At 74.3% G+C, this 16,456-nt stretch carries 9 protein-coding genes; 4 read left to right on the forward strand and 5 right to left on the reverse strand.

The annotated features are described in order from the left end of the window. Positions 1 to 18: 18 nt before the first annotated feature. From ACIBTU_RS12490 to ACIBTU_RS12510, 5 genes are all read right to left on the reverse strand, one after another. Positions 19 to 786, reverse strand: a complete 768-nt coding sequence (locus tag ACIBTU_RS12490) for an ABC transporter ATP-binding protein (protein ID WP_399126009.1) — start codon at positions 784 to 786, stop codon at positions 19 to 21. Then, positions 773 to 1,810, reverse strand: coding sequence for an ABC transporter substrate-binding protein (locus tag ACIBTU_RS12495; protein ID WP_399126010.1), 1,038 nt, complete (start codon positions 1,808 to 1,810; stop codon positions 773 to 775). The genes ACIBTU_RS12490 and ACIBTU_RS12495 overlap by 14 nt, the downstream gene beginning before the upstream one ends. 38 nt (positions 1,811 to 1,848) lie before the next feature. Then, positions 1,849 to 2,703, reverse strand: coding sequence for an ABC transporter permease (locus ACIBTU_RS12500; RefSeq protein WP_399126012.1), 855 nt, complete (start codon positions 2,701 to 2,703; stop codon positions 1,849 to 1,851). Next, on the reverse strand, positions 2,700 to 3,794 hold the full coding sequence (locus ACIBTU_RS12505; protein WP_399126013.1) for an LLM class flavin-dependent oxidoreductase: 1,095 nt from the start codon (positions 3,792 to 3,794) through the stop codon (positions 2,700 to 2,702). The genes ACIBTU_RS12500 and ACIBTU_RS12505 overlap by 4 nt, the downstream gene beginning before the upstream one ends. Before the next feature lie 412 nt (positions 3,795 to 4,206). After that, positions 4,207 to 7,887 (reverse strand): S8 family serine peptidase, encoded by a 3,681-nt coding sequence (locus ACIBTU_RS12510; RefSeq protein ID WP_399126014.1) that lies wholly within the window; start codon positions 7,885 to 7,887, stop codon positions 4,207 to 4,209. Between the two features lie 196 nt (positions 7,888 to 8,083). Here ACIBTU_RS12510 and ACIBTU_RS12515 point away from each other — a divergent pair, with 196 nt between their 5' ends. The 4 genes from ACIBTU_RS12515 (at position 8,084) to ACIBTU_RS12530 (ending at position 16,382) form a co-directional block, all read left to right on the forward strand. Beyond that, positions 8,084 to 8,440 (forward strand): CU044_2847 family protein, encoded by a 357-nt coding sequence (locus ACIBTU_RS12515; protein WP_399126015.1) that lies wholly within the window; start codon positions 8,084 to 8,086, stop codon positions 8,438 to 8,440. Next, entirely contained in the window at positions 8,437 to 10,089 is a 1,653-nt protein-coding gene (locus ACIBTU_RS12520; protein WP_399126016.1) for a trypsin-like peptidase domain-containing protein, read from the forward strand. The genes ACIBTU_RS12515 and ACIBTU_RS12520 overlap by 4 nt, the downstream gene beginning before the upstream one ends. A 90-nt stretch (positions 10,090 to 10,179) precedes the next feature. Continuing rightward, complete coding sequence (locus ACIBTU_RS12525; protein ID WP_399126017.1) at positions 10,180 to 11,181, forward strand: AAA family ATPase; 1,002 nt, start codon at positions 10,180 to 10,182, stop codon at positions 11,179 to 11,181. Between the two features lie 5 nt (positions 11,182 to 11,186). Then, complete coding sequence (locus ACIBTU_RS12530; RefSeq protein ID WP_399126018.1) at positions 11,187 to 16,382, forward strand: SAV_2336 N-terminal domain-related protein; 5,196 nt, start codon at positions 11,187 to 11,189, stop codon at positions 16,380 to 16,382. The last annotated feature ends 74 nt before the right edge of the window (positions 16,383 to 16,456 follow it).

Consider the following 16,456-nt stretch of genomic DNA (forward strand, 5'->3'; position numbering starts at 1 on the left):
GACCGGAAGACTCCTCCGTCAGCCGGCCTCGCGCATGACGGCCGTCAACTCCCCGCGCAGCCGCGAGAATTCGGGCGTCGCCCGCAGCCCCGCCGCGTCGGCCGCGCCCCGGTCGAGCCCGACCGGGACCTCGGCGACGATCCGGCCCGGGCCCGCCGCCATGACAAGGACCCTCGAGCCGAGCAGCACCGCCTCCTCCACGGAGTGCGTCACGAACAGCACGGTGGTGCCCGTGCCGTCGGCCAGCGCCCGCACCTCCTCCTGCAGCCGCTCCCGGGTCAGCGCGTCGAGCGCCGCGAACGGCTCGTCCATCAGCAGGACTTGAGGCTCCGTGGCCAGTGCCCGGGCGATCGCCACCCGCTGCTGCTGCCCGCCGGACAGCTCCCAGGTCCGCCGCCGCGCCATCCCGGCCAGCCCTACGCGGTCCAGCAACTCGGCGACCCGCGTGGCCCGTTCGGCGCGGGGCACCCCGTGCCGGGCGAGCGCGAAGGAGAGGTTCCCGCCGACCGTCCGCCACGGGAACAGCCGGGGCTGCTGGAACACGACCCCGACCGTGCGCCGTACGTCGACCTCGCCCTCAGCCGGCCGCTCGAACCCCGCGACAAGGCGCAGCAGCGTCGTCTTCCCGCACCCCGAGGGGCCGACCAGGACCACGAACTCGCCCGCGCCGACCCTCAGGGACACCTCGGAGACGGCGGTCACGGCCTCGGGCCCACGGCCGTGGCGGACGGTGACCCCGTCCAGCGCGATGTCCGGCGCCGCCGTCACCGGCTCACTTCGCGGCACGGTCCAGCTCCTTCACGGCGAGGGCCCGCTCGAACACCGGGCGCGCGGGCACCGCGTCCACGGCCTTCTGCCCCTTGAGGAACACGGCGGCGTCCCGCAGGCTCGCGGCGAGGGCGCCGGGCGCGCCCGGCCGGCCCAGGTACTCCGCGCCCCGCTGCTCCTCGGCGCTGAGCAGCACGAGCTGCTTCAGCTGGCGCTTCGCCTCGCCGGCGGGGATGCCGAGCTCGGCGCCGATCGACGCGGCGGCCTTGTCCGGCTCGTTCTTCGCGCGGGCGACGGCCCGGTCCTCGGCCTTGAGCCAGGCGGTGACGATCTCGGGGTGCTCGGCCGCGAAGTCGTCGGTGACGACGCCCAGGTCGGCGGTGGGCTTCCCGGACTCGGCGATCTTCCGGCTGGTGGTGAGGACGGTGCCGTCCTTCTCCAGCTCGCCGAGGGTGGGCGTCCACACGTACGCGGCGTCGATGTCGCCGCGCTGCCAGGCGGCGAGCGCGTCCTGCGGCTGGAGGTCGACGAGCGTCACGTCGGAGGCCTTGAGCCCGGCGTCGTCGAGCGCGGCGAGCAGCGAGTAGTGGGAGGTGGAGCCGAAGGGCGTGGCGATCTTCCTGCCCTTGAGGTCCTTCACGGTCTCGATGCCCTTGCCCTTCTTCGCGACGAGGGCCTCGTTGTCGCCGATGACGTCGTGGATCCAGAGCACCTTGTACGGGATGTCGAGCGGGGCGGACAGGCCCTTGGCGACGGGGCTGGAGCCGGCGAGTCCGAGGTCGACGGCGCCGGAGATCACGGCGGTGTTCACGTCGCCGCCGGAGTCGAACCTCACCCACTTCACGTCGGCGTCCGGCAGCGCCTTCTCGAGGAGCTGCTCGTGCTTGACGACGAGGTCGGCGTTGGGGATCGCCTGGTAGGCGATGCGCACCTGGGTCCGGCCCGAGGCGCTGTCGGAGCCGCCGGTGCCGCAGGCGGTCGCGGTGGCGGCGAGGGTGAGCGCGGCGGCGGCCGCGAGAAGCGTACGGCGGTGGAAGGGCATGACGGATCTCCAGAAGTGAGCAGCGGGGCAGGGGAAGTTCAGCCGCGTCCGCGCCAGGGGACGGCGGACCGTTCGACGGCCTTCAGCAGCGCGTCGAGCACGATGCCGGAGACGCCGATGGCGAGGATGCCCGCGATGACGACGGCGGTCTGGTTGTAGCGCTGGGCGTCGCGGATCATGCCGCCGATGCCGGGCACGCCGTTGACGGTCTCGGCGGCGACGACGGAGGTGTAGGCGACGCCGACCGCGATCCTGATCCCGGTGAGGATCTCGGGCAGCGCCGCGGGGAGGCGTACGGCGAGCAGCAGGGTCAGCGGTCCGGAGCCGAGGGCCCGTGCGGCCTCGACGAGATCGCCGGGCACGTCACGGACGGCGGCGGCGGTCGCGGCGGCGATCGGCGGCAGCGCGGCGACGACCAGGAGCCAGATCTTCGGCGACTCGTCGATGCCGAACCAGATGACGAGCAGGGACAGGTACGCGAGCGGCGGCAGCGTCCGCAGGAAGGTGACCGCCGGTTCGAGGACGACGGCGACGGGCCGCACCGCGCCGATGACCAGGCCGAGCGGGACGCCGACGAGGGCCGCGTACCCGGTGCCGATGCCGATCCGGCGCAGGCTGACGGCCAGGTGCTCGGTGATGAGGTGCCCGCTGTAGCCGTCGGTCATCCCCACGGCGAAGGCGTGCGCGACGTCGCCGGGGGACGGGACGAGGACCCGGGGCCACAGTTCGGCGGAGACGGCCGCCTGCCAGGCGGCGAGCAGGACGGCCAAGGCGATCAGCCGCAGGGCCAGCCACTGTGCGGCCTCCCGGCCCGGCCGTGCGGGGCGCCGTACGCCGACGGGGGCGGGCAGCCCGGTGTCCGGCGCCCGGGTCTTCAGCTGCGCGGTGCTCATGCCTCCGCACCCACCAGACGCCGCAGCCGGGGCGCGACCTCCTCGCCGACGCGGAACGCCTCCTCCAGGTGCGGGTAGCCGGAGAGGATGAACTCGGAGATGCCCAGTTCGGTGTACTCGTGGAGACGCCGGGCGACCTCGTCGTGGCTGCCGACGAGGGCGGTGCCGGCGCCCTCGCGGACCAGGCCGATGCCCGCCCACAGGTTGGGCGCGACGGTGAGGCCGTCGGTGCTGCCGCCGTGCAGGGCCGTCATCCGGGCCTGTCCGGTGGAGTCCATGCGGGCGAAGCGTTCCTGGCTGGCGCGGACCGCCTCGGGGTCCATCCCGGCGAGGATCCGGTCGGCCTCGGCCCAGGCCTCGTCGGCGGTGTCGCGGCTGATGACGTGCAGGCGCAGGCCGAAACGGAGGGACGGGTTGCGGCCGCGGAGCCGCTCGACGCGCTCGGCGACCGCGGCGGGCGGTTCACCCCACAGGAGCTGTACGTCGGCGCGGCGGGCGGCGACGTCCTCGGCGGCGGCGGAGGCGCCGCCGAAGTACAGGGGGACCTTGAACTCGACCGCGGGGTCGGTGAGTTGGGCGCCTTCGACCTGGACGTGCTGGCCCTGGAAGTCGATCCGCTTGCCGTCGAGGAGGTCGCGGAGCACGGCCATGACCTCGTCGGTGCGGCCGTACCGCTGGTCGTGCGCCAACTGGTCCCCGTAGGAGCGCTGTTCGACGGAGTCGCCGCCGGTGACGACGTTCAGGCGCAGGCGTCCGCCGGTGAACCGGCGGAAGGCGTCGGCCTGTTGGGCGAGGAGGGTGGGGCTGCTGAAGCCGGCCCGGAAGGCGACGAGGAAGCCGATACGTTCGGTGTGCTGGGAGAGCGCCGAGGTGAGGATCCACGGGTCCACACAGCCGAGCCCGACCGGGGTGAGCAGGGAGGTGAACCCGGCCTGCTCGGCGGCGCGCGCCACCTGCGCGAGGTAGCCGATGTCGGCCCGCCGCCGGGTCGCGGCACCGGTCCTGCCCTGCACGGACGTGACACCGCCGGGGTCGCGGCCGTCGCCTCCGGTGGGCAGGAACCAGTGCAGCAGCGGGTGGTTTTCGGGCATGGGGCACCTCGGGCTCATGGCGGGAGGACGTGCCGGGACAGGCCGCCGGACGGCCCCGGACACGAGGTACGGGCGGGCGGCGCGCGCGAGCACGTCGGACAGGTGAGAACAGGAAGAAAGAAGGGGCCTTCAGCGAGGGAAGGCCCGGCGACGCCGCCTACGGGGCTGCTTCAGCAGCCGGCCGGAGCGCGCAGACAGGTGGCCCGACAGAGCATCGTGGAGACACGCAGCAGATCCACGTGACGACGCGAGACGAGTACAGGGGCCATGCACGCATCCTTGCCGCGAACACGCCGCCACCACAAGAGACGTCCACATGCCGGGCACATCCGTATCGGCATACGGAACAACCGGGGCCCGGCGCGGACCTGCTCCACGCCGGGCCCCGGCCCGAACTCCCGTTCTCAGCAGGTCACTTCACGCCGACCGCCCGGACGATCTCCTGGGTCACGGTCGCACCCTTGTCGTCCTTCGCCGAGGCCCGCAGCGAGACGGACGCCGCGTCCCCCGGGATCCGCAGTTCGCCCGTCCAGGACGCGCCGCGGCCGTCGAGGGCGACGGACTGCCAGGTCTTGCCGTCGTCGTAGGAGACCTCCAGCTTGCCGCCGCCGAGGGTTCCGGTGCCGACGGCGCCCTTCACGTACTCGGCGTACAGACCGACGGGCAGTCGGCTGCCCGCGGCGACCTTTCCGGCGAGGTCGGTGTCGACGTCGAAGCCGAGGTTGATGAGCGGCAGGAAGACCTGCTCGTCGGTCGCGGGCCGCGCCGAGCGGACGGTCCACTCGGTGTGCCCGGTGCTCCCGAGGCCCCACTTGGCGGGGTCGAGGGCCGTGTCGGTGACGACCTTGTACGTCTTCTCGGCGGGGTCGGCCTGCCACACGTATCCGGCGGAGCTGACCCGGCGGCCCTGGCTGACGCCGTCGGCGAAGACCTCGGTGTACTGCTTCATGCCGCTCTCGGAGTCGTACGGGTCACCGAAGCCGGTGTGGTCGGGGCCCGAGTCGCCCCAGCCGGGCACGTTGAACTGGATCTGGTCGCCGCGCCGCTGCTGGCCCCAGCCGAGCCCGGTGCCGAGCCACGGGTGCCAGACGGGCTTGAACCAGTTCAGCTCCGTGTGCCGGCCGGTCCGGTAGCCGACCAGGCCAGAACGCTCCTCCAGGCTCGGCAGGTTGACGGACTCGTGCCACTTCTGGCCCGGCTCCATCGACACGTAGTCGGTGCGCTTGCCGGGGAAGGTGTGGCGTTCCTGGAAGCCGACGCCGATCTTGAAGGTGTCGGTGAGGGAGTAACGGAACTCGCCGCCCTCGGTCTTGCGGTCGCCGTAGTAGGTGGTGTCGACGGTGGCGAGGTCGTCGGTGTCCGGCGCGTAGGCGAGGCCCCGGTCGGGCACGGCGCCCGCGAAGCCCTTCGACACGTCGTACACGTACGAGGCGTCGTCGGTGCCGGTCATGTCGAGGGAGCGGTGGTCGCGGGCGCGGTCCTTCAGTCGGGCGAAGTCGGCCCGGGTGACGCTCGCGATCTGGATCGGGCGGTCGTTGTGGTCGTCGTCGTAGAACAGGGTGTTGAGACGGCCGGGCGCGTCGTCGGTGACGAACAGGGCCTTCGCGCCCGCGTCCTGGGCGGCCTGCGCGATCTGCGCCTCGGTGAGGGTGCCGTCGGCGTCCACGAGGACGGCCTTGCCCCGGGCGTCCTGGCCCGCGTAGGCGCCGGGCGCGCCGTTCCCGGCGTCGATCACGCCGAGCCTGCTGCGGCCCTCGATCAGCGTGGATCCGGGCTGTTCGTACGTCTCGGCGATGCCGTCCACGGCGACCCGGGGCTGCCCCTGACGCCAGACGGTGCGGTACTCGTAGCTGCCGCCGGTGACCTTCTTCGTGGGCGCGACGAACAGCGAGTCGTACTTGATCGGGACCTGGACGATGCCGAGGACGTCGGCGCCGTTCGCCTTGCGGTCGTACTCCATGAGGCGCTGGCGCGGGTCGGTGTCCTTGGGCAGCTTGAGCCCGGCCTCGCGCAGGGTGCGCCCGTCGAGGGTGATCTCGCGGTCCCGGTCGAGGGTGATCTCCGGGTTCGAGAGGTAGGCGAGGCCGAGCGAGTCGGGGCCGCTGGCGCCGCGCACGTCGAGGAAGGTGTCGGCGGTGTACGTGCCCGGCTTCAGGCGCACCTCGACGGTGCCGGAGTCGCCGACGGCGACGACACCCGGGTCGGTGCGCTCGGCGAGCTCCTGCATGACGAGGTTCGCGGCGGTCGGCTTTCCGTCCCGGTCCTTGACGTGGACGGTGAGCGTGTACCGCTCCTCCTCCTTGACCAGGCCGAACGCGGTGTGCGCGACGGGGGTCCCGGCGGCGCTCGCCACGATCCGCCCGCTCACGGTGCCGACGGGCGCCTTGCTGCCGTCGCCGGTGACGGTGGTGGCGGCGGTGCCGTGCGCGGGCACGGTCAGCGTGCTGTCGGCGAGGCTGACGACGCCGTCGGGCGCGCCCTCCGCCGAGAGCTTCAACTCCACCGGCTGGTCGGAGGAGTTGGAGTAGGTGACGGTCTTGGTGACCGGCTTGTTGCTCTCGTAGGGCCACTTGAAGAAGCCCAGGTCGGCGCTGCCGGTCGCGGTGATCTTCGCGGCGATCGCGTCGGGCACGGAGACGCGGCCCGAGCCGACCGCGTAGGCCGAGTCGCCGAGCTGCTTCGACGTCGACATCAGGGCGTCCTTGAGCTGGGCGCCCGTCCAGTCCGGGTGGGCCTGCGCGAGGAGTGCGGCGACACCGGCGACGTGCGGCGTCGCCATCGACGTACCGCTCATGGTGGTGTACGAGCCGGAGCCCTCGACCAGCGAGGAGCGGGCGGCGAGGATGTCGACGCCCGGGGCCGACACGTCGGGCTTGAGGGCGTTGTCGCCGAGGCGCGGGCCCTGGCTGGAGAAGTAGGCGCGCTCGTCCTGGTCGTCGACGGCGCCGACGGTGAGGGCGGAGTCGGCGGCGCCGGGCGAGCCGATCGTGCCGGGGCCGTAGGAGTTGCCGGCCGCGATGACGAACAGGGCGCCGGTCTCGGCGGAGAGGGAGTTGACGGCGGCGGCCATCGGATCGGTGCCGTCGCTGCCCTCCTGCGAGCCGAGGCTCATGGAGACGACCTTCGCCTTGATGTCCTTGGCGGCCCACTCCATACCGGCGATGATCTCGGACTCGGTGCCGAAGCCCTCGTCGCTGAGCACCTTGCCGACGGCGAGCGTGGCGTCGGGGGCGACGCCCTTCTCCTTGCCGTCGGACGCGGCACCGGAGCCGCCGACCGTCGAGGTGACGTGGGTGCCGTGTCCGGCCCGGTCGGCGACCTCCTGCCCGGCGATGAAGGACTTCGACTCGCCGACCCGCGAGGCGAGGTCGGGGTGCGTGGTGTCGTAGCCGGTGTCGAGGACGGCGACCTTGACGCCCTTGCCGGTGAGTCCGGCCTCCCAGGCCTTCGGCGTCCCGATCTGCGCGTTGGACTGCTCCATGTCGGCCTTCACCCGGCCGTCGAGCCACACCTTGGCGATGCCGTCGGCGAACGCGCCCTTGTCCGTGGCCGCGTTCCAGAAGGTGCGCCCCTTGGCGGCGGCGAGTGCGGCGCCACCGACACTGGACAGCTTCCGGCGGCGCTCGGCGCCCTTGGGGGTGACGGCTGCGGAGCGCGCGCTCTTCCCCTTGTACGTCACGATCAGCGGGGTCGCGTCGGCCTTGCCGTCCGCGAGGCCCTGCTCGATCAGGGCGCTGACGTCGAAGAGCCGGGGGTCGAGGGTCCCGGCGGCCAGATACCGCTGGGCCTCCTGGGGTATGACGGTGATCCGTCCGTCGCTCACCTGGGTGCGCACGGCGCCGTCGGCGCCCGCGGGCCGCTTCACGTCGACGGTCTTCCTGCCGCCGCCGATGTCGGTGACGGTCACCTTGTCGCCGGTCACCAGGGTCACGGTGTGGGTGGCGCGGGCGGTCTTCGTGGTCCGCCGCTCCGGGCCGGGCGGTCCTGCCCCGTCGTCCGGTGCGGCGTGCGCGCCCGCGAGCGGCAGCAGGGCGAGCGTGAGCCCTGCCGACAGCAGGGCCGCTCCACGTCTCGCGGCTGGTCCTCTGGTCATCGTCGTCGCCTCTCGTCGTACGCCTCGGAAAGGGGTGGTGCGCGAGTGCTGGGACGAGTGTCACGGTCCCTGTGCTCCAAGGGAGTTGGCAGGGGCTGGCGGGAAGATGCCCTGGCGTTTTCCCGCCAGGGGGCAGCACAATGGCGGGGAGCACGAGGCACGTCGAGCACAAGGGCAGGGCGGGGGACCACAGTTCGTGGACGGGTTGGTGGAGTTCGAGGTCACCGAGGGTGCGCCGGTGCTGTTCGAGGCGGCCGGCGAGGACGCGGAGCCGGGCGGCGCCCGGCATGTGAACCGGGACAACGACGCGCTCCGGGCGTCCCGCACCTTCGAGCAGTCCCTCGGCGCGGTGCGCTCGGCGGCCGAGTCGGCGCTGCGGGTGCTGCGGGACGGCGCGCTGAAGCCGGACGCGGTGGAGATCGAGTTCGGCGTGAAGATGTCGGCGGAGGTCGGGGCCGTCATCACGAAGGGCGCGGCCGAGGGGCATCTGGTGGTCAAGCTCAGCTGGTCCTCCGCGCCCGGCCCGGCGGAGGAGGGCACGGCCGGCCGATGAACGACTGCCAGTGGCAGGCCCGCATCGAGCGGGCCGGGCGGGTTCTCGGGTCCGGTTTCCTGATCGCCGGACGCACCGTGCTGACCTGCGCGCACGTCGTCGCCGGCGAGGGCGCGCCGCTGACGGTGACGTTCCCCAACGACCGGGCCGAACGGCCGGTGGAGGCCCGGGTCCTGGTGGGCGCCGGCTGGCGCGGCGACGCGACCGCGCCGGGCGACCTGGCGGTGCTGGAGCTGGCCCGGGAGGTCGACGTGACACCGGCCCGCTTCGGCGCCGAGAGCGAGGCCTACGCGGGCGCCGACGGCCGGGCGCCGACCCTGCACGCGTACGGCTTCCCGAAGAAGTTCGACGAGGGCACGCAGATCGCGTACCGGGCCGTGAGCCCGACCCGGGTGCGCGACGAGTGGGTGGAGCTGGTCGCGGACCTCGCGCACGGGCAGCCGCTGCGCTCCGGGTTCAGCGGCGCCGCCCTCACCGTCGCGGGCACGAACCGGGTCGTGGGCATCGTCACGAGCGTGACGGGCGACGCGGGCACGATGACGGGCCGCATGATGCCGCTGTCCGTCATGGTCCGGTACTGGGAGGACCTCGTCCTGCACCTGCCGGGCCCGGCCCGGCTGAACGCGCTGGTGGAGAAGGCGCTGCGGACCGGCCTCGACTGCCGCCCCGAGCGGCTGTACCGGCAGGCGGCGGGCCCCTGGGCGCCGCCGGTCCCCTCACACGAGCTGCGTTCCCTGCCGATGGCGGCGTGGCACGCGCTGAACGCGCCGGAGCCGGAGGTCGCCGAGCGGTTCGCGGACCGGCTCGACGAACTGCTGGGCGAGAGCGCGCGGGACCGGCCGCGGGCGGCGCCGGCGGCCTGGACGCCGGTGGTGTTCACCGTCGAGCACAGCGGGGCCGGCGAGGACGAGGTGCGGGTGACGGTGTCCGCGTACCACGAGGGCCATCCGCATCTGGTCGAGGAGCCGCGCACGCTGCCGAGCTCCGAGGTGCCCGGCTACGTCGAGTCCGTCATCGACACCGCGATCGACCATCTCCCGGACGACACCGACGAGTTGGTGGCCTTCGAGCTGCCCCGGCCGTTCCTCAACTGGCCGGTGGACCGCTGGCCCGCGGGAGACGGCGACCCGACACCGCTCGGCTGCGCCTACCCGGTGGTCGTCACCGCGCACAGCCGGCGCGAGGGCGGGCGGCGGCGCCGGCTCGCGAAGAGCTGGCGGGCGCGCGGGGACCGGCCCGCGTCCGGGGTGCACCGCGTCGACTGCTCCGGCGGGCCGCCGCCCAGCCAGTCGGACCTGGCGCGGGCCGACGTGGTGGGGTTCGCCGCGCCGCCGGGCCCCGGTCCGCGGCCGCACTTCGACACGGCGCTCGCCAAGCCGGTCCCGGTGCTGCTGTGGCCGCGCTCCGGCTGCGCGGGCGGCCACGAGGACGGCACGCCGTGCCCGGGCACGGCCTTCCTCGACGCTCTCGGCACGTACGTGTCCGGCCTGCCGCTCGACGAACTCCCGCAGCACATCATGGCGTTGCGGGAGCGGGCGAGCGCGCAGGAGCAGCACTGGGCGCACGACATCCAGCTGCTGTGGGACTCCCCGCGCTGCTTCCCGGCCCCGGACCGGGAGGCGCTGCACCGCCACTGCCCGGTCGCCTGACCACCCGCACCGACCCGCACCGCCCCGCATCATCCGCGAACGACGACCAACCGAACGACGAACCGAACGACGTACGGAGACGAGCCGAACATGCCGCAGTGGTCCGTGTACACGGGAGCGTCCGCGCCGCACGACGGCATCGACGGGCTGCCCGCACCGCCGCCCTGGCGGACGTTCGACGGCGGACCGGTGCTGCCGCCGCCGGCGGAGGACGCGGACACGGCGGCCGTCTCGCCCGACCGGCTGCACCGCGCCCACACCTACCGGCCCACACCGGAGAGCGTGGACTTGGTGAACGCGGCGCTGTACCTGCGCCGCCCGCTCCTGGTCACCGGGCCGCCCGGCACCGGCAAGTCCTCCCTCGCCTACGCCGTCGCCCGCGAGCTGCGGCTCGGCCCGGTCCTGCGCTGGAACGTGACGAGCCGCTCGACGCTCGCGGACGGCCTGTACCGCTACGACCCGCTCTCCCGTCTGTACGCGGCCCGCGGCGAGCGGCGCCCGACCGCGGAAGGCGTGGCGGACGTCGCCGACCATCTGCGGCTCGGCCCCCTCGGCACCGCGCTCCTTCCGCACGAGCGGCCGCGCGCGCTGCTCGTCGACGAGATCGACAAGGGCGACCTCGACCTGCCGAACGACCTGCTGAACGTGCTGGAGGAGGGCCAGTACGAGATCCCCGAGCTGCTGCGCGCGGGCACGGAGGCGCGGGTGCGGGCCGACGGCACGGACGCGACGGTGCCGGTCGCGGCGGGCCGGGTGCGCTGCCGCGCGTTCCCGTTCGTGGTGCTGACCAGCAACGGGGAGCGGGAGTTCCCGCCCGCGTTCCTGCGCCGCTGCGTCCGGCTGCGGCTGCGCCGCCCGGGCCGGGACCAGCTGGCGGCGATCGTCGACGCGCATCTGGGCGAGACCGACGGGTACGCCGAGGAGTTGATCGGCCGGTTCCTGCGGCGGGCCGACGCGGGCGAGCTGGCCACGGACCAGTTGCTCAACGCGCTGTACCTGACCGGCGCGGCGGGCCTGGACACGGCGTCCCGCGAGGAGCTCGCCCAGCAGCTCATGCCGGGCCTCGGCGCGCGGCCCGACGACGGCGGCTGACGACGATGGCAGCCGACCTCGACCGGCTCGCGGCGGCGCTGGCCGCGGCGGCGGACGGCGAGCGCCCCACTCCGACCGAGCTGGCGGAACTGCTGTGGCTGGCCCGGGAGTTGGACCGGGCGGAGCGCGTCACCGGTTCGGGCGACGCGGCCGCTTCCGGTGACGCGGGGGCCCGCGACGTCCCCACGGCACCGGCTGATCCGCCGCGCCCGTCGCCCGGCCCGCGCACACCGCCGGCCCCCGTCGAACCGCCCGCGCCCGCACCCTCCGAGCCCCGGCCGCTCGCACCGGAGCCGCCCCGGGTCACCCTCTACGTGGCCGAGGCGCGGGCCGCGGGACCGGCCGGACCACTGGCCCCGACCCCGCCGATGCTGCGGCACCCGCTGCCCCTGCAGCGCGCGCTGCGGCCCCTCAAGCGCCGGGTGCCGTCCCCGACGGGCGCGCCGGAACTCGACGAGCACGCCACCGCCGACCGCATCGCCCGGCTCGGCGGCGGCCCCGACGCCTGGCTGCCCGTGCTGCGCCCCGCACCCGAGCGCTGGCTGCGGCTCGTGCTGGTCCACGACAGCGGGCCGACCATGCCGGTCTGGCGGCCCCTCCTGCGGGAACTGCACGGCCTCTTCGGCCAGTCGGGCGTCTTCCGCACGATCGCCGTCCACGAGGCGTCGCCGGACGGCCGGATCCGCGGCCTGGTCGTGCCGCCCGACGGCCGGACCGTCGTGCTGGTCCTCAGCGACTGCTCCGGGCCCCAGTGGCACAGCGGCGAGGCGGGCGCCCGCTGGTACCGCACCCTGCACGCCCTGGCCCGGCGTGTCCCGCTCGCGGTGCTGCAACCGCTCCCCGAACGCCTGTGGCCCGGCACCGCCCTGCCCGCCGTCCCGGGCCGCCTCACCGCCCCGCACCCGGCGGCTCCCGCTTCCGCGCTGGGTTTCACCCCCTACGATCCCGACGCCTGGCCCCGCCCCGAGGACGCCCCGGACGCGCTCGCGCTCCCCGTCCTGGAGGCGGACCCCCGCTGGCTGTCCCACTGGGCCCGGCTGACGGCCGCGCCGGGCGGTGCGCGGGTCCCGGGCGCGGCCGCCTGGCTGACCGCCGCCGGGCCCGCCGACGTGACAGCCCCGGACCCGTCGGAGGCGGACCTCTATGGGGCGGCGGGCCCGGACGGCGAACCGGCGCCGACGACCGTCGCCGAGCGGCTGGTGCTCGGGTTCCGGGGCTCCGCCTCGCCGGAGGCGTTCCGGCTCGCCGGGCATCTGGCGCTCGGGGTGCCGCATCTGCCCGTGATGCGGCTCGTCCACTCGGTCCTGGAGCCCGATCCGCGCCCGGCGCACCTCGCCGAGATCATCGTCTCCGGCCTGCTCGTGGAGGTCCCGGGACCGCCCGGCTCCTACGCGTTCCGCCCCGGCGTCCGGGACCTGCTGCTGCGCTCCCTGCCGCGCAGCGAACGCGGGCGCACGACGCAACTCCTCGCGGAGCGGGGTGCGTTGATCGACTCACTGGTGGACACGGTGCCGCCGGAGCTGCCCGTGACCACGTCGCCGGGCGCGGCCCCGGAGGGGGGCGGGGCGGTGGCGGAGGTCAGCGCCCAGACGCTGGAGCGCATGGGCGGTTCCGCGGCGCCCGCGATCCCCGCCCCGGGCGTGCTGCTCGGCGGGCGCTACCGCCTCGTACGACAGATGCGGCCGGGCGGTTCGGTGTGGCGGGCCGAGGACACGTCGTCCGGAGTGACCGTCGCGGTGAAGCTGTACCCGTCGCTGCCCGCGCGGGGGCGCCCCGCGTTCCGGCACATGGCGGAGCAACTGCTGCGGCTCCGGCACCCGAACGTGGTCGCCGTGTCCGACGCGGACGCCGAGGCGCCGACGCCGTACCTGGTGATGGAGTACCTGGAGGGCATTGCGCTCGGGGCCCTGATCCCGGAGCGGCTGCCCGGCGCCCTGCTGACCCGGGTGGCCGAGAGCCTGGGCAGCGCCCTGGTGGCCGTCCATCACGCCGAATTCACCCATGGCAGGGTGCGCGGATCGCGGATCATGCTGCTGCCGGACGGCACCGTCAAACTCGTACAGTTCGTGCCCGCGAGCGTCGACCACGCGGGCGCCTTCGACCGCGACACCCAGCAACTAGCCGATCTGCTCGCGCAGTTGGGCTGCTCGCCCGAGTTCACCGAAACCCTGCGGTCAGGGGGCTTCGTGCAGACCGAGAGCAACCTGCGCGGCCTCGCCGACGGGCACGCCCGGACCGCCCTCTCGACCGGTTGCGTCATCCGCCCCCCGCTCACCTACCGCCTCCTCGGCCCTCTCACGATCACCCCGGACCTGGACGACGACGCCCCCGAGATCCCCCTCTACTCCCCCACCGACGCCGCCGTCCTGTCCGCCCTGCTCCTGCGCACCGGCCATCCGCTGACCCGCGCCGAACTCGCCGACGCCGTATGGGGCCCGGACGACCGCCCCCAGAACCCGGACGCGAGGCTCGCCGCCTGTGTGTCCCGGCTGCGCGGGGCCGGAGCCGGACTGATCGCGGAGGTCGGCGAGGGGTACGCGGTGCACACCAGCGCCGACCGGGTGGACGTGACGGAGCTCCTGAACGCGGCGCGGGCCGCGGACACCGCCTACACGAACCGCACGCCCCTGACCATCGGCTCGACCCGCGCCATGGTCCAGCTCGTCCTCGACCTGTACGAGGGCACCCCACTGGACGGCGTCCCGGGCCCCGGCGCGGAGGCCGCCCGCGCCGAACTGACGGAGCTGCGGCTGACGTTGCTCGCGCTGCGGGCGGACCTGGACCGGGAGTCCCGGACGCCACGCGCCCCCTCGGCAGAGGCTACGCCGGAGCCCGAGCCCGCGACGATCCTGCCGGACCACGCCTCGGTCCTGTTCAGCGCCCAGGACGGCCGGAGCAATCAACTCTCCGTGCTGGCCGACCGGTTGGCCAGGAGCGCCGACCTCACCGAGACGGACCACACGGTGGCCACCTCCTCGCCGCATCTGCACGAGGTGCTCATCGCCACGCCCGAGGCACTGGACCGCCTCCTCGAATCCGTCGTCACGCAGCTCGCCGGGACGGCCGCCGACCTCCAGCTCACGAGTGACATCTCCGTGACGTTCTGGCCGAAAGGCGTCCGCATCCCCAAGGTCACTCCCCGCTTCTTCCCCGCCCCGCTGGAAGTGGCGGTCTCCGCGCGCCTCGTCGCGGAGGACCGGGCCCGCGTCCTCGGCCTGCGCCCCGTAGGAGATCCGCCCACCCACTGGGTCCATCAGCACCTGTCGGCGTCGGCGGAACGTCAACTGGCGTGGGTGCTCGACGAGTCACTGCGCCACCGGGAGCAGGCGCGCTCGGCGCTCGTCGCGGACCTCAACGCGGAAATGCGCCGCAGCGGACTGGCTCCCACGCTGAGCTCCCAGTCCCCGGCCCGGCAGATCGCCGCCTCCGTACTGGGGATGCCCCGGGGCCGCCGCGCCCTGATCGGCTCGCTGGGCCGCCACGTCCCGGACGCCGTGAGCGCCGCCGGTGAGGCGCTCGACATGGTGGACGACCAGGGCCTGACCGTGTCCGACGTCGTCGCCGCCCTGCAAGGACTCGCCGTCCAGCGCCACCGCGGCCACCGCGCCCTGTGCGCCTCGATCCTGGCCGCCCAGCTCGACTGCGCGATCCACCTGGGCGGCAGCAGCCGGCACGCCCTGGAGGAAGTGGCCCGGGCCGCCCTCGGCCACGAGGACGGACTGCGGGTCCTGGCCCAGCTGATCCGCTACACGGAGGGGCCGGACGCGGCGGACCGGCTCAACGAGCTGGTCCCGCCGGACCGGCGCCCCCTGATGGACTCCGTCCCGGGCCGGCTCGACCGGCTCTTCCAGGTGGCCGACTCCCTCATCGAGCGCCCGCCCATGAACGACCCCGCCTTCCGCCAGAACATCGGCCGCGTCCTCGCCAGTGCCACCAGCGACGCCGTCGTCCTCCCCGGCACCGACCTGCGCACCGACGCCCTCGCCCTGGCCCACGCCGCCCTGTCGAACCGCTACGACACCGACGCGCTGCTCCGCCTGACCGACCGTCCGGCCACGACGACCACCCCCGACGCGCCGGACGAACCCGCCGGCCCGCCCCCCGAGTCCCTCGTCCGCGGCCCCCTCGACCTCCCGGCCGAAGGCGTCCCGCCCGCCCCCGGCACGACCCTGGTCTACGTCCGCGCCAACGGACACCTCACTACCGGGCCGCCCGGCCGGAACGAGTCATACGTGGAGTGCTACGAGGTCGACGTACGCACATACACGTATCCGCTGGACGACGTGGTGCCCGGGGCACGCGCCGTCGTACGGGTCACCGATCCCGCCACCGCCGCCGGCTATCCGGTCCGGGACCTGCCCTACACGCTGGCCGAACGCCTCGCGCAGGCGGCCGCGTCCGACCTGGCCACCACCGAGGCGCTCGAAGCCCGCACGCTGCCCGGGTGCTCGGTGGACTGGCTGCTCCCCGATGTGCAGGCCGCGCCCGCCCGGGAACCGCTCGACGACGTGTCACGCCTGATCGACGCTGCCGATTCCGTGCTTCTCGGGTTCGAGGGCCTTCTGGTCGACCTCTACCCGCGCCCCGGGGACGCCCGCCGTGCCGCCCTCGAGATGACCGAGCTCGTCATGGAGCTCCGCGACCCCGAAGAGACATTGAGCGGCGCCCCGCTGGACACCGGTACCGGCCGTGGTGACACCGAGCCGCACCCCCTCGACGTGCTCAGGACCTTCGCCCGGCACCCGCGCCTGAGCCGCCCCCTGCACGAGAGGCTCGACCGCATCGAGGCGCGAGCCCTGGGCTCGGCCCGGGCCGTCGCGGGCGCGGACGAACTGGTCCGCGCCCTGCATGCGGCGGGGCTGTCCGTCGCTGTCGTCTCCGACGTCGCCTCACACGTCGTACGGACGTACGTGGAGCGCCGCTCCCTTCCCGTACAGGGCGCGGTACAGGGCCGGGGCCACGGCCCCGCGCTCCTGCTGCCGCACCCCGACGCCCTGCGTCGGACGATGCAGCCCGGGCGCGGCGTGGTCATCGGCTCCCACCCCGCCGAACTGGAGGCAGCCACATCGCTCGGCCTGCCGTTCCTCGGGTACGCCGAGTCGGCTCGTGCCCAGCAGGAACTGGAGCGGGCCGGTGCCCGGCACGTCTTCCGGGATCTGAGCCGGCTGACCGACATCGTGCGCATGCGCAACCCCCATTGAGCCCCGCCCCACCCGGCCCACTCCAGCGCGCGCGATGCCCCCGCCCGACGCACGATTTCTAGTGGGCCGCATTC

The sequence above is a fragment of the Streptomyces sp. NPDC050145 genome (genome assembly GCF_044460245.1).
GTDB lineage: Bacteria > Actinomycetota > Actinomycetes > Streptomycetales > Streptomycetaceae > Streptomyces.